22 protein-coding genes and 2 pseudogenes are annotated in these 20,512 nt (G+C 62.0%); 20 read left to right on the top strand and 4 right to left on the bottom strand.

The window, feature by feature from the left end; all coding sequences use genetic code 11:
* The first annotated feature begins 53 nt into the window (after positions 1-53).
* The gene (locus tag SZ55_RS28085) at positions 54-314 is read left to right on the top strand and encodes a hypothetical protein (RefSeq protein ID WP_152644497.1); all 261 of its coding nucleotides are present in this window, start codon (positions 54-56) and stop codon (positions 312-314) included.
* On the top strand, positions 304-702 hold the full coding sequence (locus SZ55_RS15420; RefSeq protein ID WP_044407759.1) for a hypothetical protein: 399 nt from the start codon (positions 304-306) through the stop codon (positions 700-702). The genes SZ55_RS28085 and SZ55_RS15420 overlap by 11 nt, the downstream gene beginning before the upstream one ends.
* Positions 703-737: 35 nt before the next feature.
* On the opposite strand, the pseudogene SZ55_RS27470 reads toward SZ55_RS15420, so the two are convergent.
* A pseudogene (locus SZ55_RS27470) lies at positions 738-958 on the bottom strand (IS30 family transposase); the annotation flags it as partial.
* 322 nt (positions 959-1,280) lie between these two features.
* Between SZ55_RS27470 and SZ55_RS28310 the strand changes: the two are divergent.
* Positions 1,281-1,451 carry a hypothetical protein gene (locus SZ55_RS28310; RefSeq protein ID WP_160298842.1) on the top strand — a complete coding sequence of 57 codons (171 nt, stop codon included), beginning with the start codon at positions 1,281-1,283 and terminating at the stop codon, positions 1,449-1,451.
* Positions 1,452-1,465: 14 nt separating this feature from the next.
* Here the strand turns inward: SZ55_RS28310 and SZ55_RS28680 are convergent.
* Positions 1,466-1,778 (bottom strand): annotated as a pseudogene (locus tag SZ55_RS28680) (IS5/IS1182 family transposase); the annotation flags it as partial.
* Positions 1,779-1,990: 212 nt separating this feature from the next.
* On the opposite strand from SZ55_RS28680, the gene SZ55_RS27455 reads away from it, so the two are divergent.
* From SZ55_RS27455 to SZ55_RS15355, 17 genes are all read left to right on the top strand, one after another.
* A complete protein-coding gene (locus tag SZ55_RS27455; RefSeq protein WP_082078246.1) occupies positions 1,991-2,599 on the top strand; it encodes a DUF4304 domain-containing protein in 609 nt (202 codons plus the stop codon).
* A gap of 493 nt (positions 2,600-3,092) precedes the next feature.
* Complete coding sequence (locus tag SZ55_RS28080; protein WP_152644496.1) at positions 3,093-3,785, top strand: hypothetical protein; 693 nt, start codon at positions 3,093-3,095, stop codon at positions 3,783-3,785.
* 352 nt (positions 3,786-4,137) lie between these two features.
* A complete protein-coding gene (locus tag SZ55_RS15415) occupies positions 4,138-4,611 on the top strand; it encodes a hypothetical protein (protein WP_052807614.1) in 474 nt (157 codons plus the stop codon).
* A 41-nt stretch (positions 4,612-4,652) separates the two neighbouring features.
* Complete coding sequence (locus SZ55_RS28075; RefSeq protein ID WP_152644495.1) at positions 4,653-4,928, top strand: hypothetical protein; 276 nt, start codon at positions 4,653-4,655, stop codon at positions 4,926-4,928.
* Positions 4,929-5,302: 374 nt separating this feature from the next.
* Entirely contained in the window at positions 5,303-5,626 is a 324-nt protein-coding gene (locus SZ55_RS28070) for a hypothetical protein (protein ID WP_152644494.1), read from the top strand.
* 234 nt (positions 5,627-5,860) lie between these two features.
* On the top strand, positions 5,861-6,259 hold the full coding sequence (locus tag SZ55_RS28065) for a hypothetical protein (protein WP_152644493.1): 399 nt from the start codon (positions 5,861-5,863) through the stop codon (positions 6,257-6,259).
* Positions 6,260-6,531: 272 nt separating this feature from the next.
* Positions 6,532-7,014, top strand: a complete 483-nt coding sequence (locus tag SZ55_RS15405) for a DUF6985 domain-containing protein (RefSeq protein ID WP_044407750.1) — start codon at positions 6,532-6,534, stop codon at positions 7,012-7,014.
* 647 nt (positions 7,015-7,661) lie between these two features.
* Complete coding sequence (locus SZ55_RS15400; protein WP_044407810.1) at positions 7,662-8,261, top strand: transposase; 600 nt, start codon at positions 7,662-7,664, stop codon at positions 8,259-8,261.
* A gap of 163 nt (positions 8,262-8,424) precedes the next feature.
* A complete protein-coding gene (locus SZ55_RS15395) occupies positions 8,425-9,987 on the top strand; it encodes a ShlB/FhaC/HecB family hemolysin secretion/activation protein (protein ID WP_236692440.1) in 1,563 nt (520 codons plus the stop codon).
* 18 nt (positions 9,988-10,005) lie between these two features.
* Complete coding sequence (locus tag SZ55_RS15390; protein ID WP_044407747.1) at positions 10,006-11,856, top strand: DUF2341 domain-containing protein; 1,851 nt, start codon at positions 10,006-10,008, stop codon at positions 11,854-11,856.
* A gap of 10 nt (positions 11,857-11,866) precedes the next feature.
* Positions 11,867-12,289, top strand: a complete 423-nt coding sequence (locus SZ55_RS15385) for an ExbD/TolR family protein (protein WP_044407744.1) — start codon at positions 11,867-11,869, stop codon at positions 12,287-12,289.
* A gap of 3 nt (positions 12,290-12,292) precedes the next feature.
* Positions 12,293-13,018: an energy transducer TonB family protein gene (locus SZ55_RS15380; protein ID WP_082078244.1), complete on the top strand. Its 726-nt coding sequence runs from the start codon at positions 12,293-12,295 to the stop codon at positions 13,016-13,018.
* 39 nt (positions 13,019-13,057) lie between these two features.
* Positions 13,058-14,752 carry a putative porin gene (locus SZ55_RS15375; RefSeq protein ID WP_044407741.1) on the top strand — a complete coding sequence of 565 codons (1,695 nt, stop codon included), beginning with the start codon at positions 13,058-13,060 and terminating at the stop codon, positions 14,750-14,752.
* A 23-nt stretch (positions 14,753-14,775) separates the two neighbouring features.
* Positions 14,776-15,411, top strand: coding sequence for a hypothetical protein (locus SZ55_RS15370; protein ID WP_044407738.1), 636 nt, complete (start codon positions 14,776-14,778; stop codon positions 15,409-15,411).
* Between the two features lie 51 nt (positions 15,412-15,462).
* Positions 15,463-15,948 (top strand): YbjN domain-containing protein, encoded by a 486-nt coding sequence (locus tag SZ55_RS15365; RefSeq protein ID WP_044407735.1) that lies wholly within the window; start codon positions 15,463-15,465, stop codon positions 15,946-15,948.
* Positions 15,949-15,951: 3 nt separating this feature from the next.
* A complete protein-coding gene (locus SZ55_RS15360; RefSeq protein ID WP_044407732.1) occupies positions 15,952-16,914 on the top strand; it encodes a peptidylprolyl isomerase in 963 nt (320 codons plus the stop codon).
* A gap of 90 nt (positions 16,915-17,004) precedes the next feature.
* A complete protein-coding gene (locus tag SZ55_RS15355; RefSeq protein WP_082078243.1) occupies positions 17,005-17,967 on the top strand; it encodes a LysR family transcriptional regulator in 963 nt (320 codons plus the stop codon).
* Between the two features lie 14 nt (positions 17,968-17,981).
* Here SZ55_RS15355 and SZ55_RS15350 read toward each other — a convergent pair whose 3' ends face one another.
* Together SZ55_RS15350 and SZ55_RS15345 are read right to left on the bottom strand one after the other, a co-directional pair.
* Positions 17,982-19,427 carry a SulP family inorganic anion transporter gene (locus SZ55_RS15350; RefSeq protein WP_044407729.1) on the bottom strand — a complete coding sequence of 482 codons (1,446 nt, stop codon included), beginning with the start codon at positions 19,425-19,427 and terminating at the stop codon, positions 17,982-17,984.
* Between the two features lie 96 nt (positions 19,428-19,523).
* Positions 19,524-20,396 (bottom strand): LysR family transcriptional regulator, encoded by an 873-nt coding sequence (locus tag SZ55_RS15345; protein WP_044407726.1) that lies wholly within the window; start codon positions 20,394-20,396, stop codon positions 19,524-19,526.
* Positions 20,397-20,512 lie beyond the last annotated feature (116 nt).

Here is a 20,512-nt window from a genome sequence, read left to right as displayed (position 1 = left end):
CCCCGGGGACAGTCAAGGCAAATGAGTTTGCAAAACATTTAGAATCAAATGGAATGGAAGTTGTCGGTGCTGAGATGGTTGTTAAAGGTCCTCTTGGCGATCATAGATATGAAATTGTGGTGCGTGACATAAACGGCAAATTACACGGTATTGAGGTGAAAAGTGGAGTCGCTAACAAGACCAGCTATCAAGAGTTTACCGATTATTTTGTCATTGAGCTTGGGGCGCAAGGGAAAAGGGCGGCTAAATGGCAAGGTCATCGAAAGCGCTACAACAGTCTATGTGCCGTGATGGTGAAAAATAATGAAACTTAAAGCCGAAAACAGCTCTGTAATATTTGGCGTTGATCAGGCGAGGCTTATAAAAACGCTAAGAAAATTAAAAAGCTACGGGCCTAGTTCATTCGCATGCATAACAGATGAAGATGGCAACTATGTGCAAGTTGCTGGGGGTAGGGTTACATGTTTTATTGAAAGATATGACGCTAAAAGCAAAAAACTTTTTAGGGGTTATCATTCGAATTCCAGCACAAATTTTGAGGATGGAACTGCTCTTTCATTTGGTGCGGGTAGTGTTAGGTTAAAAAAAGATGAGTGGTTTAATATCGATGATGTAATTGAGGTTTTTTTGCTATTTCATAAGGGGCGGAAATTGCCAGAAGACATTTGTTGGCGTGAGATAGATGTTTTAAATGAGAAATAGTGGTTTGACGTTCGCGGAGGCTGAGTGCAACACGGTTATTGAATTGAAGCAGGAGAATACATGCTGCATGCCTATGGCTTTCTGCGTTACCTTGCCCAGACTTCGATAGGACATTTCAAGTCGAATCGCTTACGTGGCGCATATTCAGTTGCAAGGCGATGACCTCCAGTTCTTCCGGTCCGTGAACCGACAAGTCTTTGCCCTTGGGCAGGTACTGGCTGAACAGGTCGTCAATCTTTTCGTAGCTGCCGCTCTGTCAAGTGCTATGTAGGTGTAAGTGCTCCATAAACCCCTCCTCCTGCTGTCAGATCCTTGCGTTCATAGCGGCGAGGCTGGTTTGTGGTTACATGGCAGCAGCGCTTCGTAGTCCTTAATGCTCTGTGCCCGCTGGCAATCGTTCAAGGGGTGTGGCGCCGCCAGGCGTAAAGCTTGGCCGTTGGCCTTGGCGGTTTTGATCAGGCTGTGGTTTGCGCGCTGGCGGTGGCGCTATTGAAGTGTCGCTGAGCAGCCGCTTCTTGCGCCCAATGGCGAAGGGCGAATGGCGTTTCGGCGCAGGCATTGAGCTGTTCGAGCAGTGATTGGCTGCGTTGCTGGCGGGCGATCAGGCGCTCGGCATCATTGGTCTCTTTCAGGTTGCGTTCGATGCCGTAGAGGTTGTTTGTGAGGCTAAGGGCTATGTCGGCCAGTTCAATCTACCCTTTGGGCTGAACCTTTTGCGCTTCGATGAATTTGTACCGGGCGAGACTTAGTATCGGCGCCTATTATGAGTCTTCATACCGAAGAAGTACTGGTGGCCCTTCTTCGTCAGTTACATCGGGATCACGCTTGTGTTCCCGATTCTTGATCGAACCCGGCGCATGGATGATCGTGGCATCGACGATGGTGCCTTAGCGCAACGATAACCCGCACCCCGTTGGATCCCTGCAGCCAATCGGCGCTGCTCCAACAGACGGCGGAACTCATGATCGTCGTGTCTTTCGGGATGCTTCTCTGAGTCATCAACAGTAGAGTAGTTGACGCAGTGCGGTGATCTCATACAGTGCTTCCTTCATGGTCAGCTCACTAAGAGCAAGCCACTAATTAAAAGTCGGGCATGATTGAGTAAAACTTCAGATCGGTTAAGGGCTTGCGCATGATGTGAAGTTGCCTTGAAGTGAGTTGATGTGGTTTTTTGGGGGGGCAAAAAATGCAAGAGCTAGAAGTTGGGGCGAGTTCTGTCTTTCAGGGAAAGCTTGAGGTTTTGTAATTTAATCAGGTGTGGTGGTCTAGCTTTTTAGAGGGTTGGTGTATGGGTAAAAGGCTGGTGGAGTCCGCGGCAGATGTGGTTTTTCCTATCTTTGAGGGTGAAGGTTTCTATAAAAATAGAGATGGATTTTATAGGGGGCGTAAGGAGTTTTTTGATTTTTTGTCAGTTCAATTGAGGAGTGATGGGGCGGCTGTTGCGCTGAATGCAGGGGTTCAGCCTGTTTTTTTAATTGATTCTAGTTCTCCTGATAGTGATTTTATACCTGGGATTTCGGAGGTTGATTGCTTCATTAGGAAAAGATTGACGCCCGAAGGTTCAGCCGATTACTGGTTTTCGGTCCACTTGCCGCATCCGCAAATTATTGAAGAGGTCAGATCTGTTTTTTATGAGTGTGGCCTTCCTTTTTTCAGATTTTTTGAGACTCTTTCGGGGGTTGGTGAGGTGTTGAGTGTTGAGAGTATTGAGGGGGGCAAGTTGCCAGAATTTCTTTCAATGATGACTAGATCTCGCTTGGCTTTGCTGTGTGCGAAAATAAATATCGAACTTAACAGGCCTAAGCTTGCCAAAGAGGCGGCTGAGTATGGCCTTTCAGTATGTGGAATGGCTGTTAGTTTGAAGCGAGAATTAAAAAATATACTTTCGATATCCTAGGGATGGTCTGTAATAATTGAATCGTCCCCTGGTTTCGTAGACACCATCTAGGGATGGTCTGAAGTAGTCCGATATTTTTGGCCGACTTCAGTACCTGCTGTTTTTTGAAAGCAGGGGTCGACCAAAAAAACGACCAAATCACCCGCTCACTTCTGTGTTTTTAGCCGCCGCGGGCACCTCTCGGCGGCCATGCCCTGGAGGGTGTGCAGAAAATTTGTGTAACCTGGGTTGGGGTTGCTGCTTACATCCGGGAGTTCGTAGCGCCTTGCCATGTGGGCCTCCAGCCAATCATGGTGGCGATTCTACCTGTACCGACTTTTCGTACAGAACCTAAGTAATGAATTGGCCTGGGTTGAGGCTCAGCATAGTAAAGGGCTTTTTGATTATTCTGCTTGTGATGGCACGAAGGATTTCATGAATACAGATGGAATTCCTCTCGGCAAGTACACTACCCAAGTAGTAGGGGGGGGAGCGTTTATGGTGGCGCTACTTTGTGTACTGGAACGGTAGGTTTGGGGTGTGCGCTTGGTGGTGGTTCTCTGGTGGTTCTCTGGTGGTCTTCGGTGCAGGTAATGTTACAGAGGGATCAACGGGATTTTATATGCATTTTTCTGGCGAAGGCAGTGCGTTTAATCCAGTAAAGACGGCTTTCAATAAAATTCCGGGAGGGTATGGGCTAGTTCTATATATTGGGGTGGATTTAGCAACATCGGTAGGGATGGGCTTTGTAAAAGTTCCCTTAGCTATGGGTAAGGCAGACGGATTGAATCGGCCAAATTCAACATTTGGAGTTATGGTTTCTCGTATGGATAATAATTACTTTTTGCCTTTGACATATAAATCTACTCCGTATGGTGCTGCTGGTGCTATTTATTTGCTTGGTGTTGGCGGTAAAGGATGCGATTTTGGGGTAAAATTATTAATGGTCAAGAAAATGAAAATTAATTTAAATCTAACGAGAGCTGTTTTGTGGTTTACTACGGTAGTGGTGGTGCTTTTTGTTTGGTTGTTTATTGTATTTTGTGTTTGTGGGATTTTAATGTCGGTTTTTCAGGTGAAAGATAGTTTGGTTTTAATGGTTCATGCTTTTTTTTCTGCTCCTCTTTCTGTTGTGTGTACTGTGTTTTTTGTTGTTAAAAAGCGTGAAATGTTTTCGGCTATAATAGACGCTAATGTTGGTCGGTAATGTGTTTTGGTAAAGGAAAGGAGGCGGACTCCGAGGGGGTTCGCAAATTTACTTTAGTGCCTGAGCTTGTCTATGAGTGTCGTCATGTCACAATAGTTTCCTCTTTGCGAGTGCCGAGTATTAAAGCTCCTTAAGAACGCCGCCGGTCGGCAAAAAGCCTGCGTAGCCCAGCGCATAAAAGAAATAACTTAAAAAATCTAAGGGTGGTCTGAAGTAGCCCCGTATTTCCGGTCGACTTCAACCATCGTTTTTTTGAGATGAGCAAACTGTTCAAAAATAAGCTGCCGGACGGAAGAATTAGAGTTTAGTCGCCTTCGACACTAAAAACAGCCAGGGTGGACGGAATTCCATGATGAAAATTAATGCGCTTAATGAGTTTTTTGGTTTGTCCCGCTACGAGTTATGGAAGTCTGGTTGGGATAATAAGAGTCAGGTTGATGAATATTCATATATAAGTGATCAATGTAATCCAGAGGATGTGTTGCTGTCTTGTAGGATTTTTTTTCCCGATTTCGTTGTTGTGGAGAATGGTGTTTTTCTAGAGAGGAATTATAACAGCGATGCGTTTTTATCTTGGCTTGAGATATTTGGTGGCGACCTGCATGCCGTTGAAAGGATGATCAATCATACTCATTTATATGATTTGTTCGATGGGTGCGTGGAGGAGGTGGATGATAGAGTTTTTGAACAGCTAGCCGAGGTTCTTGTGTTTTCGTGGAAATTGATTTTGGAAAATAAATTTCCTGATAGAAGGTTTGATGTGAAAATATCAAATTCGGAACAGGAGTATGGGCCGGTGGTTACATTTTGTCAGGCGAATTGCTAGTTTGCTTCATCCGTCATCAGGACAAGCCAGCGACATTACCCATGCACAGCCCTTCTGTTGGATGTTATATGAAGGATATGGCGGAAATTAATAAGAAAGTTCGTGAGGGTCTGGGGAGTGGTGATGTTGTGCTTCTGCTTCACGGGCTAGGCTTTTCAATCACTGAAAGCATAAGATTCTTGGTTGAAGAATATGGTTGCACTCTTGCTGATGCAAAGCGATTTGTATCGGAGAGCCCTGTTTGGAAGCCGGTTGTGGATGCATCAATACCGCTGCACAGAGAAATAGTTGAGTGCCTCGGCAAGGGAAAAGTTTAGAAAGCTCTGGGTCAAGTCAGTGCAGCCAGCTGATTGGATACTGAGCTTCTTCTTTAGTCCGACCTTTGCTGCAGAAATGTGGCTGTTGACCGGGTCTCTGCGTTTAAGGCACATCTCTCCTGTTAGCGAGCAACTCTCCATAGGCTATCCCAAGATTTGGCAGGGGTGGTGCATGATAAGTGGTATGGGTAATGGTGCAATTTTTTGATCTGGCTCAATATTTTGTAGTGGCTATTGATTTTGTGCTGTTTTGGGTTTTGTGGCTTCTATTTTTGAGTAGTGCTCGGCTTTTGAGACTCCTTGTCCGGTGAGTCGGGGGGCGATTTCTGTGATTAAGGCTTTTGATTAGAATTCACTTGGTGGTTCGGTGAGTGATGGGAGTAGTTGAGGTGTGTCTGGATGCTCTTGAAATAAGAAATTGGATTTCTGAGAAGCTTATGCTTATTCGTTCGGATATCAGTAAAGAGGCTTTTTCTGATATTTCACATTATATGACGCATGGCGAGTATGAGATGGCCTTTGAGTATTTGCTGCTGGAGGTCATGGATTTGAAGTTGAATGAGAAATTTATTGGCGGTGAGGTCGTGGAGATAGCGGTTTGTTTGGGGTTGGATCGCGACTACCACTATGATGAAAATTTCTGGCAGCGGCTGAGTTCAATTTGGGGGCGGATTCTGTATAAGGTTTCAGAGTCCTGATGAAGTGCCCTGATGTTGTCGGCTTTTATGAAGTAAAACGCCCGATGTCGTGAGGCGTGAAACTGAAAAGATTATAGAGATTCGGATCGTTATGGAAGTGCGTCAGTTTGTGGGGGGGTAGATTTTTTTAGTTTGGTATGTGCTGGGGAGGCTGTGACAAATATGGGAAGTAGTGTGATCTGTGATTTATATCTTAAGCAGCCTGTGCATTCCGAATACCTTAGGTTTTTGAGTGTGTTCGATAAAGGTTTTTCCAGTGACGCCAGGATTTATGGCTCTGGCTATCTGGGTGTGAATGTGGAGCGCATCAGGCTGGTTACCTTTGTGGTCGAGTTGAGGCGTAACGGGTTTGAGGCTATGAACGTCCCTGTAGCTTATAGAGAAAATCCGAATATCAGCAGGGAAGAGGCCTTCTGTTTAGCCAAGGATTACGCCGCTCTAATGGGGCGGAGTGTGGCGTTTGAAGGGGGGCGAGTTGTCGATGATTCGCCGTTGTTCTGGGCCTTCTCAATGGTGGGGGGTTCAGAGGAAAGGGCGGGGGGAGTTGTTTGTATGGATAAGTTGGATGGTCATGTCTGGGGTGTCACTGAGTATGATGAATATATGCATGACTATTGCGGCTTACTTGTCTGAGTTCTGATTGGGGGTGGCGCTCATCGGGTTTTTATTATGTTGTCGGTGGTTCTGGGTAGGAGTTGATCCATATTGGCTGAAATGGGAAGAGTGATGGCGGCCTGATTGGGGTTCGATGATTCAGCTATATCGGCCCTCATGATCGATTGGTAATTTGTTGGAGATTTAAAGGTTCGAGGTTGGGTATTTTGCTTGGTTTTTTAAATATGGGTTTCTGTTAGATTCGGGGGGGCTATGGTGCTGTCGAGAGTCTTTGCTGGAGGTTTTAAAGCGTGGAAATTGTTTTGGATGAAGACTTTGGTGAGCTGAGGTTTGATGGGGTCTGGACGGGTTCATGCGAGGTGGTGATCTTCCAAGATCGCTCTGAGGTGGAGTTGGTTGTTCAGACGTTTGATGGTGATCCGATTTCCGAGACTCAGCGGCTTGCGTACAGGGAGTTCCTTCTTGATTCGGCCTTCATCTGCTCCTCTGTTGAGGAGGCCGTGTTCAATTACTACAACGACAGGTTGAGCGAGTTTAGGGAGTGCCTTGATGCGTGTGAGGTAAATGATAAAGCGCCTCAAGTGAGTTCGGTTGTGGATATGGGGAAGCTGGTTACCCTGATAGGCATCAAGGTCATGTATCCCCTTGATCCCGGCGTGCGTCAAATCGGCTTCATATTTGATGCAGTTTTTGACTCTCAACTGGGCGTAGGGGTATTGGTGACCAACGGCTCTGTAGAGGCCGTAGAAGTGCAAGATTTTTTGTTGAGTTAATGGCGGCGGCTCTCTTTGGTGTAGCGATTGGTAGGCGCTTTCTTCATACCTGCGATGTTGTGTTATGGCGGCTGTGAGCGGGACACCTCCGGGTGTGCCGGGTCCCAGGAGTCCCGGTCGGCCAACCTGCGTACAGCTGTCACCCATGCCTCTTGTTTGGCCGCTAACGGCGACGGCTCTAACCCTGGAAGCATCACGGCATGACTCGCGCCTCTTCTCTGTACCTCTTTCTTTGCTGCGTGGGCGCCCCCCGCAATCTCTGAAGCGGTGAAGCGTGACCGCCTGAGCACCGTCGACTGAATCCTTCACGTCTCCCCAAAGAGGCCCGGCACCATCCGGGCCTCTTCATTTCCGCAGGGTCGTTTCAGCGCCTTGTTCGTTCCCGCATTCACCAGGCGAAGGCGATCCCCACCGCCTCGTAATACCCATTCCAGACGCTCTCCACCCCGCAAGCCCCGTCCTTCCGCCGCCGTTCATGAAGATTCGATGACAAAAGTTCGGTGCCTTCGCCGGGCGCCGGTCAAGGGAGTGTGGAACGACGACGGCAAGGACAACGCCGCGCCACATCGGCCGCTACGGAAGGCGGCCACTTCGGCCCGCGGGTTTGCGGGCCCCGGCCAGGCAGTGGAGCAACGGCGATGGGGAAGATGGACGGATTCGCGAAGGTGGGGATGCAGGAGCTGGACCAGCGCCTGTCGAAGATCGTCGAGGCGGCGCGCAAGAAGCCCGTCTCGGTCTACCGCTACGGCGCGCCCTGGGTGTGGATTGTGTCCCAGGAGGACTGGCAGAGCGCGCTCAAGGAGGTGTCCAGCTACATCCCCCCGGGCCACTCGCTGGTGGTGCTCAAGCCGCAACTGGACGCGCTGCTGGAGCCGGCCCTGGAGGCGTTGCAGGGCTGGGCCCGCACACGCCAGCTGCAGGTGCCATTGCGGGCGCTGCTGCAGGCGCTGGTGCTGCAGGTGCTGTATTCGCTGCCCAGCGAGAAGCAGCTCTACGAGCAGCTCAACTACAACCTGCTGTTCCGCTGGTTCGTCGGCCTGCAACTGAACCAGCGGGTCTGGGGCTTCAGCGCCTTCGTCCGTGACCTCGGCGAGGTGCTGGACAACGCCCAGGCCGTCCGCCTGCTGGAACGGGCCATCAGCGAGGTGTTCGCGCCGTCGCTGATGAGCACACCGGAATTCACCCCGAACTTCGCCCAGCTGCACACCTGGATCGCCCGTCACGCGGCGCAGGCTCGCGCTCGCTAGGCCCGATACACCAACGACAACCATGGGTGGCCCGGCCCCAGGCACGGCCCGCCCACAGGACGGCGCACGCCAGCGTGGCGCCATTTCACGAGGGGGCTGTGTGGTTCTTCAGTCATTCAACCGGCACCTGCGCCTCGGCCGCGTGCCGTTCGCACCTTCGCTCCTGGCCCTGGCGCTGCTGGCCGGTACGGCCCGGGGCGCGGAGGAGGGCGAGGGTGATGCGCGCCGGGTCGACGTCAACGAGTACGTGGTGCGTGGCAACAGCGTGCTGCAGGCGCGGGACATCGAGGCGGCGGTCTACCCGTTCCTCGGCCCGCAACGCACCCTGGCCGACATCGAGGGCGCCCGCGACGCACTGCAGCAGCGCTACCAGGCCCTGGGCTACCAATCGGTCTTCGTCGAGCTGCCGGAGCAGCAGGTGGAGGGCGGCGTGGTCTACCTGCAGGTGAGCGAGACCCGCGTCGGCCGGGTGCGGGTGATGGGCGCCCAGCACTACTCGCCGCTGGCGGTGCGCGACGAGGTGCCGGCCCTGCAGGAAGGCCAGGTGCCGGACTTCGGCCGGGTCCAGGCCGAGCTGGCCGCTGCCAACCGCAACCCCGGGCGCCAGGTGGTGCCGGTGGTGCGCGAGGGGCGTCGGCCGGGGACCATGGACGTGGACCTGCAGGTGGAGGACAAGAACCCCTGGCAGGCCAGCATCGGCCTGAACAACGACTACAGCGCCGACACCGAGAAGCTGCGCTCGGTGGTCAGCCTCGGCTACACCAACCTCTGGCAGCGGGGCCACGCGGCCTCGCTGACCTACTTCACCGCGCCGGAGGACCGCGACAACGCCGAGGTCTGGTCCGGCAGCTACAGCGCGCCGCTGGATGCCCGCTGGACGCTGCAGCTCTCCGGCTACCAATCCGACAGCAACGTGGCCACCCTGGGCGGCAGCAACGTGCTGGGCAAGGGCCACGCCTACGGGGTGTCTCTGGCCTACGCGGTGCCGCCGGCCGGGCCCTGGGCGCACTCGCTGTCGGTGGGGGTGGAGTTCAAGGACTTCGAGGAGTCCCTGCAGTTCGGCGGCAGCCAGGACCAGGTGCCGATCCGCTACGCACCGATCACCCTCGGCTACACCGGCTACCGCTACACCGAGCGCTCGCAGTTCAGCCTCGGCCTGTCCCTGGTGGCCGGCACCCACAGCCTGCTGGGCTACGGCAGCGACGACGAGGCGTTCGACTACAAGCGCTACCGGGCCAAGCCGGGCTTTGCCCTGTTCAAGGGCGATGCCACCTACACCCTGACCTTCGGCGACGACTGGCAGAGCCATAGCCGCCTGGGGTTCCAGCTGGCCTCCGGGCCGCTGGTCTCCAACGAGCAGTTCTCTGCCGGCGGTGCCAGCAGCGTACGCGGCTACCTGGCCGCCGAGCGCACCGGCGACGACGGCTGGCTGCTCGGCCAGGAGTTGCGCACGCCGTCCCTGGCGCCGCTGCTGGGCAAGGGCGTGGCCCGCCACCTGGACGAGTGGCGCTTCTACCTGTTCGCCGAAGGCGCGCAGCTGTCCCTGCAGGACGCGCTGCCGGAGCAGGACGACAGCTACAGCCTGGCCAGCGTCGGCCTCGGCACCCGCGCCACGCTGCCCCACGGGCTGTCCGGCAGCCTCGACTGGGCCTACCCGCTGAAGGACGGCCCGAACACCCGCAAACGAGACCCCCGCGTGCACTTCAGCGTGCAGGCGAGCTTCTGACCCCTTGGAGTTGACCCCATGCGCCGCTTGATACTCACCACGCTCGTCAGCCTTGGGCTCCTGGCCCCGGCGATCGCCCATGCCTGGTGGCAGGACGATTGGCTCTACCGCAAGCAGATCACCGTCGACACCACGCCCCAGGGCGCGGCCATCGACCAGCCCGCCGGGCGCACGCCATTGCTGGTGCGCCTGCACACCGGCAACTTCACCTTCGACGGGGTCAACGAGAACGGCTCGGACATCCGCTTCGTCGCCGCCGACGACAAGACCGTGCTCAACCACCAGGTGGAAAGCTTCGACCCGCTGATGGGCATGGCACTGATCTGGGTGGACGTGCCCCAGGTGGAAGGCGGCCAGCGCCAGGACATCTGGATGTACTACGGCAACCCGAAGGCCCCGGCCACCGGCAACGGCCAACTGACCTTCGACCCGGACTACAGCCTGGTCTACCACTTCGACGGCGCCGTCGGTGCGCCGCCCCGCGACACCACCGCCTACGGCAACCACGCCCAGACCGCACCCGCCAGCAGCATCGACGGGGTGATCGGCCGCGCCGCCCAACTCAACGGCCAGCCGCTGTTGCTGCCGGCCAGCCCGTCCCTGGCCCTGCCGGCCGGGGGCGCCTTCACCTTCAGCGCCTGGGTACGCGCCGACCAGGCCGCCGGCGAGCAACTGCTGCTGGCTCGCCGCGACGGCGGCAACGCCTTGCTGCTGGGCCTGGCCCAAGGCGTGCCCTTCGTCGAGGTCAACGGCCAGCGCGCCCTAGCCGGCCAGGCCCTGGCCAGCGGGCAGTGGCAGCACCTGGCGCTGAGCGCCGACGGCAGCGCCCTGCGGCTGTACGTGAACGGCCGTGAATCCGGCAGCCTGTCGCTGTCGCTGCCGGCCTTCGCCTCGGTGATCGCCATCGGCGCAGACCTGCCGGGCAGCCAGGCCGCCGCCCCCGAGGGCGCCCTGGCCGAGGCACCGGCTCCGACCGCCTTCGGGGCCTTCGCTGGCGCCGTCGACGAGCTGCGGCTGTCCAAGGTGGCGCGCCCGGCGGCGCTGATTCTCGCCGATGCCACCGCCCAGGGCGCCGAGTCGCGCCTGGTGGTCTACGGCGTGGACGAGGAACAGTCCGGCTTCGGCTTCGGTAGCCTCGGCTTCCTGCTCAAGGCGGTGCCGGTGGACGCCTGGGTGATCATCGCCGTGCTGGTGCTGATGATGATCCAGTCGTGGGTGATCATGATCCGCAAGAGCCGCACCCTGGGCCGCGTACTGCGCGCCAACGCGGCGTTCCGCGAGCAGTTCGTCCGGGTCGGCACGCGCCTGGAGCTGCTGGCCGACGACCGCCAGCTGCACGAGCGCCTGGGGGATTCGCCGCTCTGGCACCTGTACCAGGTGGCGGTGCGCGAAATCCGCACCCGGCGTGACCAGGGCGCCGACACCGGCTCCATTTCCGCCGCCACCATCGAGGCCATCCGCGCCTCCATGGACGGGGTGCGCACCCGCGAGGGGCAGGCGCTGGCCTCGCGCCTGTCGACCCTGTCCAACGCCATCGCCGGCGGCCCCTACATCGGCCTGCTGGGCACGGTACTGGGGATCATGGTGGTGTTCCTCGGCACCGCCATGGCCGGTGACGTGAACATCAACGCCATCGCCCCCGGCATGGCCGCCGCGCTGCTGGCCACCGCCATGGGCCTGTTCGTCGCCATCCCCGCGTTGTTCGGCTACAACCGCCTGACCACCCGCAACCGCGAGGTCAACGCGGACATGCGGGTGTTCGTCGACGAGTTCGTCACCCGCCTGGCGGAGGTGCACGGCGAGAGCACCTTCAGCGAGGCGGCCCACCGCCGTGGCCACGCCGTCGGCGCTGCGCCCCTGAGCGCCTGAGGAGAGCAGCATGGCCAACCTCAGCAGCGCCCATGACGACGATGAAGACGGCGCCGTCGACAGCATCAACATCACGCCCCTGGTGGACGTGCTCATGGTGGTGCTGGTGATGTTCATCCTCACCGCCACCGCCCAGGTCTCCGGCATCCAGATCAACCTGCCGAAGGCCAGCGCGTCCATCTCCCTGTCGCAGCCCAAGACCAAGGCCATCTCGGTGAACGACGGCGGCCAGGTGTTCCTCGACGCCTACCCGGTGACCCTGCCGGAGCTGGAGGACCGGCTGCGCACGGAGAAGGCGATGAACCCCGACTTTCCGGTGATCGTCCGTGGCGATGCCACGGTGCAGTACCAGAAGGTCATCGAAGTGCTGGACCTGCTGCGCCGCCTGGAGCTGTCCCAGGTGGGCCTGGTCACCGGCAAGCCGCAGGGTTGAGCCATGACCACCTTTCCCAGCAAGGGCCCGGAGAGCGGGCTCGCCGAAGTCCGCAGCAGCGCGCCGGGATGGCGCCGGCCGCTGGCCTGGGGCGTGGGGGCGCTGGTCGCCGCCGGCCTCGCCTGGCTGCTCTGGCTGTGGGCCAACGACATGAGCGGGGTGCGCCGGGAGGCGCCGAAGATTCCCGCCATCATCCCGCTGCCGCCACCTCCACCCCCGCCGCCAGTGCCGGAGAAGCCGCCGGAGCCGGAAACCCCGGTGGAAGAGAAGCTGCCCGAGCCCGAACCGACCCCGGAGCCGGAGGAGGTCAAGCCCCAGGAGGAGGCGCCGACCCCCGCCGACGACCTGGCCAACCCGATGCAGATGGACGGCGACGCCCAGGCCGGCTCCGACGCCTTCAACATCGGCGCCGGCAAGGGCGGCGGCATGGCCGGCAGCGGCGGCGGGCGCCTGGGCAACGGCACCTACAGCCAGTTCCTCGCGTATGCCTTCCAGAAGCTGCTGCGCGAAGACCCGGACCTGCGCACCCAGGCCTATCGGTTGCAGGCCGAGGTGTGGATCGACACCAGCGGGCGCATCACCCGCGCTGAACTCACCCGCTCCAGCGGCGACCCCGCGCTCGACCAGCAGGTGCTGGCGGTGCTGCGTGGCGCGCCACCCCTGGAGCGCCCGCCGGCCTCGCTGACGCTGCCGGTACGCATCGCATTGCAAGGACGCCGGCCCGGCTGATCGGGCCCGCGAGACGAATACGCCATCAGGAGTAGAACCATGATCCGCAGAATGAGCCGACTGGCCCTGGGCATCGGCGCCGTGATCGCCAGCCTGGCCGCCGCCACCTCGGCGCAGGCCACGCCCTCGGAGAACGCCACCGTCAACCTGATCCGCCTGCTGGTGCAGCAGGGCGTGCTCAAGCAGGACCAGGCCGACGCGCTGATCCGCCAGGCCGAAGCCGAGGCCGTGCAGGCCCGCCAGGCGGCTGCCCAGGCCGCACCGCCCGCGCCTGGCGCCCCGGGGGAGGTGCGCGTGCAGTACGTGCCGGCCATCGTCCGCGACCAGATCCGCGACGAGGTGAAGGCCGAGGTGATGGCCCAGGCGAAGAAGGAAAACTGGGCCGCGCCCAACACCTTCCCCGACTGGGCCTCGCGCATCAGCCTGGAGGGCGACATGCGCTTGCGCAGCGAGTCGCGCTATTTCTCCAGCAACAACAGCGACCGCCTGATCGACTACGCGCGCCTCAACGAGAAGGGACCCTACGACGTCAACCCGCGCAGCAACACCCAGCTGCCGCCGCTGCTCAACAGCCGCGAAGACCGCGAGAACCTGCTGCGCCTGCGCGCCCGGCTGGGGCTGCGGGCCACGCTGTCGCCGTCCTGGAGCGCCGCCTTGCGCATCGCCACCGGCTCCGACAGCGGGCCGGTGTCCACCACCCAGACCTTGGGTGGTGGCTTCGCCAAGAAGGACGTGTGGCTGGACCAGGGCTACCTCACCTACAAGCCCGACGAGCGCCTGACCTTCACCGGCGGGCGCATGCCCAACCCCTTCATGACCACCGACCTGCTGTACTCCGGCGACCTCAACCTCGACGGCCTGGCGGCGAACTTCCAGCAGCCCCTGGACAGCGAACTGGGGCTGTTCGGCACCGTCGGCGCCTTCCCGGTGGAGTACACCTCCGACACCGCCACCACCAGCAGCGGCTTCGACAAGGTGGAGAGCGACACCAACTGGCTCTACGGCGCGCAGATCGGCGCCCGCTGGCAACCCGACGCGGACAACAGCCTGAAGGCGGCGCTGGCCTACTACCGCTTCGACGACATCGAGGGCAAGCGCTCCAGCCCCTGCACCCCGTGGAACGGCGCCCCGGCCTGCGACACCGACGAGTCGCGCCCGGCCTTCATGCAGAAAGGCAACACCCTGATGCTGCTGCGCGACATCACCCCCGATCCAACCCGGCCCACCACCACGCCCGAGCCGCAGTTCGTCGGCCTGGCCTCCGAGTTCAACCTGGTAGACCTGAACCTGGTCTGGGACACCGCGCTGTTCGACGGCTTCAAGCTGCGCAGCCAGGCCCACTACGTGCGCAACCTGGCCTACGACGAAGGCGAGATGAACAAGCGCTCGGCGGGCAGGCTGGCCAACAACGTCGACGAGAACGGCAACATCCAGAGCGGCGACACCGCCTGGATGCTGCAGTTCGTGCTGGGCAACGCGCTGGACCTGAAAAAGCACGGCGACTGGAACCTCTACGCCGGCTACAAGCGCATCGAGCCGGACGCGCTGCCCGACGGCTTCAACGACTCGTCCTTCCACCTGGGCGGCACCAACGCCAAGGGCTGGTTCGTCGGCGCCAACTACGGCTTCGCCGAGAACGTCTACGGCAGCGCCCGCTGGCTGAGCGCGGAAGAGGTCTACGGCGCGCCCTTCGAGATCGACGTCCTGCAATTCGAGGTCAACACGCGCTTCTAGTGCGCGTCGGAAAGGAGAGCGCCATGAACACCCGATCCCGATCCGCCCTGGCCCTTGGCCTGGCCCTGCTGGCCAGTAGTGGGGCCCACGCCGAAGGCATGGAAGAGCGCCTGCGCACCCAGCTGCGCAGCACCACCCAGCAACTGCAGGCGCTGCAGAGCGAGCAGGCCCAGGCAGCTGCCGCCCGCAGCGCGGCGGAAAGCCAGCTGAGCACCGCCCAGGCGCAGATCAAGCGCCTGGAGGCGGAGCTGGCCAAGGCCCGCCAGCAGAGCGAGCAACTGGCCGGGCAGCAAGCGGCCCTGCACGAGGCGGCCCAGGCCCAGGTGGCCGCCAGCAATGAGCAGGTGGGCAAGTTCAAGCAGGCCTACGAGGAGCTGCTGACGCGCGCCCGTGGCGTGGAGGCCGCCCGCGTGCAGTTGACCGGCGATCTGGCCGCCCGCGACGAACAGCTGCAGCAGTGCACCACCCGCAACCACGAGATGTACCAGGTGGCCCGCGAGGTACTCGACGCCTACGAGCGCATCGACGTGGCCGACGTGGTGAAGCTGCGCCAACCCTTCGCCAGCCGTGCACGGGTGAAGTTCGAGGAGCTGGCGCAGTCCTACGGCGACCGCCTCTACGACACCCAGTTCGACGCCGCCCTGGCCCCCAAACCCTGAACCCCATGGCGTCGGCACGGGCCGGCGCCCCCCGTACACAGGAGTCACAGCATGAACACCCAGGACCTGATCCAGAGCATCACCCCCGACCAGCTCGGCGATTGCCTGCGCGAAGCCGGCTACCGCGTCAACCGCACCGAACAGGGCGGCATCGTGCAACTGCTCAGCGCCAGCCAGGGCATCGGCTTCGCCGTGCGCTTCGGCAACCGGGCGCGGGAGGAGGGCGCCTACCTGGACTACTGCTTCAGCTGCGCGCTGCGCATCCAGGGCGAACTGCCCGCTGGCCTGGCCGAGGTGTGGAACGCCACCCGGCGCTTCGCCCGCCTGTCGCGCCAGGGTGACTTCCTCGTGCTGGAGATGGACGCCCTGGTGGCCGCCGGCGTCAGCCCCCAGCACCTGCGTGGCCAGCTGGAGCTGTGGGACCACCTGCTGCAGGAGTTCATCGTCTACCTGCGTGACTTCAGCCGCGACAGCGCCACGCGCCATCCCGAGCCGGCCGCCGAGGCCGAGCCCGCTGCCGAAGCGGTCGAGGCCTGACCCATGGCCTGGCGTGGAGCCCTGTGGGGCCTGGGCGGCGTGGCCCTGACCGCGAGCGTGGCCGGGGTGGTGCTGGGGCTGCGCCCCGGCTCACCGCCGGAAGCCGCCGTGCAGCCGGCGGTGCAGGTGGCACCGGCGCCCGTGGCGTCGCGCACAGCCGTCGCACGCCTCGGCGCGCTGGCGCTGGAGGCGGATGAACTGGAGGCACTGCTGGCGACTTTGCCGGCCGACAGCCGCGAGCAACTGCGCGAGGACCGCCCCGCACTGGAGGCCTGGATACGCGGTCGCCTGGCCGAGAAGGCGCTGCTGCAGCAGGCCGAGGCCCAGGGCTGGGAAGACCGCCCGGAAATCCGCCGCATGACCCGCGTCGCCACCGAGCAGGTGCTGCTGCGCACCTACCTGGAGGCGGTCAGCCAGGTGCCGGAGGGCTACCCCAGCGACGCCGAGCTGCAGGCCGCCTATGACGCCGGCAAGGCCAACTGGACCACCCCGCCGATGCTGCGGGTGGCGCAGATCTTCCTGGCGGTGGGGCCGGAGCGCAGCGAGGAGCAGGTGCGCAAGCAGGCCCAGGACCTGGCCCGCCGTGCGCGGGCCGAGGGTGCCGACTTTGCCGCCCTGGCGCGGCAGTACTCCGAGGACCGGGGTTCGGCGGAGCAGGGCGGCAACAGCGGCCTCCAGCCGCTGCAGCAGTACCTGCCGGCCATGCGCCAGGTGCTGCTGGGGCTGAAGCCGGGGGCCGTGTCCGACCCGGTACGCAGCCAGGACGGCTACCACGTGCTGCGGGTACTGGAGACCCAGCCGTCGCGCACGGCGACCCTCGACGAGGTGCGCGGGCGCCTGCGCGATGCGCTGCGTGCGCAACGCCAGCAGCAGGTGGCCCGGGCCTACCTGGATGGGTTGGTCAACGCCGGCACCCTGAGCATCGACGGGGCACAGATCAGCCAGGCGCTGGAGACTGCGCACTGAGCGGGACGGGTCGGACAGGGAGGTACCGGCCAGGACCGGCGCGCGAGCCATCGGCCCGGCGCGCCGAGGATTCCTTAGGGAGGAGGTGCCATGACATTGCAGGAAGGTGCCGGGCCGGTACACGCCCCCGGCCTGGACGAAACACCGCTGGACCCGGCGCTGCTGGGGCTCGACCACGAGGCCGCGCGCTGCTTTCTCGCCGCTGCCCGCTGCGGGTGCTTCATGCAGGCGGCCCGCAGCCTGAGCATCAAGCCCACGCTGCTGCGCAAGAAGCTGGCGCAACTGGCCGCCTGGAGCGGCCAGCCGCTGTTCGTGCACCAGGGCAACACCGTGGTGCTCAGCCCGGAAGGGCGGCGCCTGCGCCAGCTGTTCAGCGCACGCCTGGGGCTGCTCGACCTGCCCCGGGCGCAGCACGAGGAGCAGCCCCGGGTGCGCATCGCCGTGGCCGAGACCCTGCTGCACGACATCCTCGGGCGCGACCTGCTGGCCTACCTGCGCCAGCACGCGCGGGTACGCCTGGACCTGCTGCGCCTGGACAGCACCAGCGCCCCCGCGGCCGAGGTGGACGTGCAGGTCTGGCTGGCCCCCGAAGGACCGCCCCCCGATCCCGGGTTCCCCTGTGACACGCTCGCCTGCCTGGCCCCGCTGGACTACCTGCCCCACGTGGCCAAGCGCTACTCGCGGGAAAGCAGCCGGCCGCGTAGCCTGCTGGAGCTGGAGGACTACATGCTGGTGGACCTCAGTGGCCAGTCGGGCCTGGAAGCCCTGGCGCCATGGAACCGCGCCATCGCCGCGCGCCGCTCGGGGGTGACGCGGGTGAACGCCTACGAGGTGCAGCGGCAGATGATCCAGTGGAGCGCCTGCATCGGGCTGCTGCCGCACTACGTCCCGCTGATCGACAAGAACCTGCTGGCGCTGCCGGCGCTGTTCCCCCAGCCCATGACCCTCAACGCCTGGCTCGCCGTGCGCAGCGAGGCCAGCGAGCGCGACGAGGTGCAGCGCATCGTCACCCTGGTGCGTGCCGCCTTCGAGGAGCGGCGGGACTGGTTCTGAGGGCCATGTTGCCCTCAGGCCGGCTGTTCCCCTGCGCGCCGGAGCAGGGTGCGGCAGCGCTCGGAGAGGTGCTCCACGCGCAGGTGCTTGCCGGCCTTGGTGTAGCGCTCGCGCAGGGTCTTGAGGGCAGCGATGGCGGAGTAGTCGACGAAGCTGAGGTGCCGGCAGTCGAGGGTGACCCGCTCCGGGTCGCCGGCCGGGTCGAACTGGTTGAGGAAGGGCGTGGCGGAGGTGAAGAACAGCGTGCCGTGCACCCGGTAGAGCTTGCTGCCGTCGGCCTCGATGTGGCTGTCCGCGTACAGCTCGCGGGCGTGGTGCCAGGCGAAGTTCAGGGCGGCGATGACGATGCCGCAGAGCACGGCGGCGGCCAGGTCGGTGAAGACGGTGATCACGGTGACGGCGACGATCACCAGCACGTCGTTCAGCGGCACCTTGCCGGCCACCCGCAGGGAGCCCCAGGCGAAGGTCTGCTGAGCCACCACGAACATCACCCCGGCCAGCGCCGCCAGCGGGATGCGCTCGATCAGCGGGGACAGGAACAGCACGAACAGCAGGATCATCACCCCGGCCACGATGCCGGACAGCCGGCCCCGTCCGCCGGAGCTGAGGTTGATGGCGGTCTGGCCGATCATCGCGCAGCCGCCCATGCCGCCGAACGCGCCGGAGACGATGTTGGCCGCGCCCAGGGCCATGCACTCGCGGTCGGGAAAGCCCCGGCTCTCGGTGATCTCGTCGGTGAGGTTGAGGGTGAGCAGGGTCTCCAGCAGCCCGACCATGGCCATCAGCAGCGCATAAGGCGCGATGATCTGCAGCGTCTCCAGGTTCCAGGGCACCGACGGCAGGGCGAAGCTGGGCAGGCCGCCGGCGATCTGCGCCATGTCCGCGAGGGTGCGGGTGGGCAGGCCCAGCAGGTGCACCAGCAGGCCGACACCGAGGATCGCCACCAGCGCCGGTGGCACGGCGCGGGTCAGTCGCGGCAACAGCCAGACCACCGCCATGGTCAGCCCCACCAGGCCGAGCATGGTGTACAGCGGCATGCCGCTCAGCCAGGCGTCGCCCTGCTTGAAGTGCTCCAGCTGGGCCAGGGCGATGACGATCGCCAGGCCGTTGACGAAGCCCAGCATCACCGGGTGCGGCACCATGCGCACCAGCTTGCCCAGGCGCAACGCCCCGAACAGCAGCATCACCGCCCCGGCCAGCACCGTGGTGGCCAGGAGGTACTGCACGCCGTGCTCCACCACCAGGGCGACGATGACCACCGCCATGGAACCGGCAGCGCCGGAGATCATCCCCGGCCGGCCACCGAACAGGGCGGTGAGGGTGCAGATGATGAAGGCGCCGTACAGCCCCATGAGCGGGTTGAGGTGGGCGACCAGGGCGAAGGCGATGCACTCGGGCACCAGGGCGAAGGCGGTGGTGAGACCGGCCAGGACTTCATGACGCAGGCGGGGTTTCTTCATGGGCTTACCGGGCCGGCGCGCTGCCGGCCCTGTCGGGGATGGGGGAGGGGCGCGCATGGTACGGAAATGCGCCCGGCCCCACCAGCACGGTCCGCCTCAGTGGTTGACCCGCTGGATCAGCTCCAGGCAGCGCTGGACATGGGCGCTGCCGTCCTGGGCGCGGCGGCTGAGGATGATGGGCGAGACCGCCTCCGGCTCCAGCACGTCGGCGTAGTCGATGTCGGCCCGGTGCTGCTGGCGCACCGAGGCCGGCACCAGGGCGACGCCCAGGCCGGCCGCCACCAGGCCGATGGCGGTCTGCAGTTCGTTGGCCCACTGCCCGATGCGCACCGCCAGGCCACGGTTGGCGAACAGCGCCAGCACGTGGTCGGCGTAGCTCGGGCGCGGGTTGGCGGGGTAGAGCACGAAGGGTTCGTCGGCGAGCTGCTGCAGCGACACCGGGCGCCCGAGCAACCGATGGCCGGCAGGCAGCACCGCCACCAGCGGGTCTTCCCGCAGCACCTGCTGGTAGATGGCCGGGTCGTCGAAGCGGATGCGTCCGAAGCCGATGTCGATGCGCCCGCTCTTCAGCGCCTCCACCTGCTGCAGGGTGGTCATTTCCTGCAGGCCCAGCTCCAGGTCCGGGTCCTGGCGCAGCTCGCGGATCAGCTCCGGCAGCACCGCATAGAGCGTGGAAGGGGCGAAGCCGATGCCCAGCCACTGGCGTTGCCCCTGGCCGATGCGCCGGGTGGTGTCGCAGAGGGCCTGCACCTGCTGCAGCAGGGCTGCGCTCTGTTCATGGAAGTAGCGACCGGCCTCGGTCAGCCGCAGCGGTCGGCCGCGCTCCAGCAGCGGCGTGCCCAGCTCCTCCTCCAGTTGCTGGATCTGCCGGCTCAGCGGGGGCTGGGCGATGTGCAGGCGCTCCGCCGCGCGGGTGAAGTTGAGGGTGTCCGCCACGGCCTGGAAATAGCGCAGGTGCCTGAGTTCCACGATACCTCCCGGGTATGAAAGAAGAGGGAGATGATATTGGACCTGTCGTTCCCGCTGGCGCAATGTTCGTCCACCCAAACCCAGACTTGCAGGGTATCGAGCGAGCCGAACCCTGC

The organism is Pseudomonas sp. FeS53a, from assembly GCF_000931385.1.
GTDB lineage: Bacteria > Pseudomonadota > Gammaproteobacteria > Pseudomonadales > Pseudomonadaceae > Metapseudomonas > Metapseudomonas otitidis.
This window is presented reverse-complemented; position numbering and strand designations above follow the sequence as displayed.

What these genes read in the sequence shown, in the direction of transcription:
- SZ55_RS15380 (WP_082078244.1), top strand. Translation starts at nt 12,293, where the DNA reads ATGACCACCTTTCCCAGCAAGGGCCCGGAGAGCGGGCTCGCCGAAGTC.
- SZ55_RS28075 (WP_152644495.1), top strand. Translation starts at nt 4,653, where the DNA reads ATGCACAGCCCTTCTGTTGGATGTTATATGAAGGATATGGCGGAAATT.
- SZ55_RS15360 (WP_044407732.1), top strand. Translation starts at nt 15,952, where the DNA reads ATGGCCTGGCGTGGAGCCCTGTGGGGCCTGGGCGGCGTGGCCCTGACC.
- SZ55_RS15385 (WP_044407744.1), top strand. Translation starts at nt 11,867, where the DNA reads ATGGCCAACCTCAGCAGCGCCCATGACGACGATGAAGACGGCGCCGTC.
- SZ55_RS15400 (WP_044407810.1), top strand. Translation starts at nt 7,662, where the DNA reads ATGGACGGATTCGCGAAGGTGGGGATGCAGGAGCTGGACCAGCGCCTG.
- SZ55_RS15390 (WP_044407747.1), top strand. Translation starts at nt 10,006, where the DNA reads ATGCGCCGCTTGATACTCACCACGCTCGTCAGCCTTGGGCTCCTGGCC.
- SZ55_RS15370 (WP_044407738.1), top strand. Translation starts at nt 14,776, where the DNA reads ATGAACACCCGATCCCGATCCGCCCTGGCCCTTGGCCTGGCCCTGCTG.
- SZ55_RS15350 (WP_044407729.1), bottom strand. Translation starts at nt 19,427, where the DNA reads ATGAAGAAACCCCGCCTGCGTCATGAAGTCCTGGCCGGTCTCACCACC.
- SZ55_RS15420 (WP_044407759.1), top strand. Translation starts at nt 304, where the DNA reads ATGAAACTTAAAGCCGAAAACAGCTCTGTAATATTTGGCGTTGATCAG.
- SZ55_RS27455 (WP_082078246.1), top strand. Translation starts at nt 1,991, where the DNA reads ATGGGTAAAAGGCTGGTGGAGTCCGCGGCAGATGTGGTTTTTCCTATC.
- SZ55_RS28070 (WP_152644494.1), top strand. Translation starts at nt 5,303, where the DNA reads ATGGGAGTAGTTGAGGTGTGTCTGGATGCTCTTGAAATAAGAAATTGG.
- SZ55_RS15355 (WP_082078243.1), top strand. Translation starts at nt 17,005, where the DNA reads ATGACATTGCAGGAAGGTGCCGGGCCGGTACACGCCCCCGGCCTGGAC.
- SZ55_RS15365 (WP_044407735.1), top strand. Translation starts at nt 15,463, where the DNA reads ATGAACACCCAGGACCTGATCCAGAGCATCACCCCCGACCAGCTCGGC.
- SZ55_RS28085 (WP_152644497.1), top strand. Translation starts at nt 54, where the DNA reads ATGGAAGTTGTCGGTGCTGAGATGGTTGTTAAAGGTCCTCTTGGCGAT.
- SZ55_RS15375 (WP_044407741.1), top strand. Translation starts at nt 13,058, where the DNA reads ATGATCCGCAGAATGAGCCGACTGGCCCTGGGCATCGGCGCCGTGATC.
- SZ55_RS15415 (WP_052807614.1), top strand. Translation starts at nt 4,138, where the DNA reads ATGAAAATTAATGCGCTTAATGAGTTTTTTGGTTTGTCCCGCTACGAG.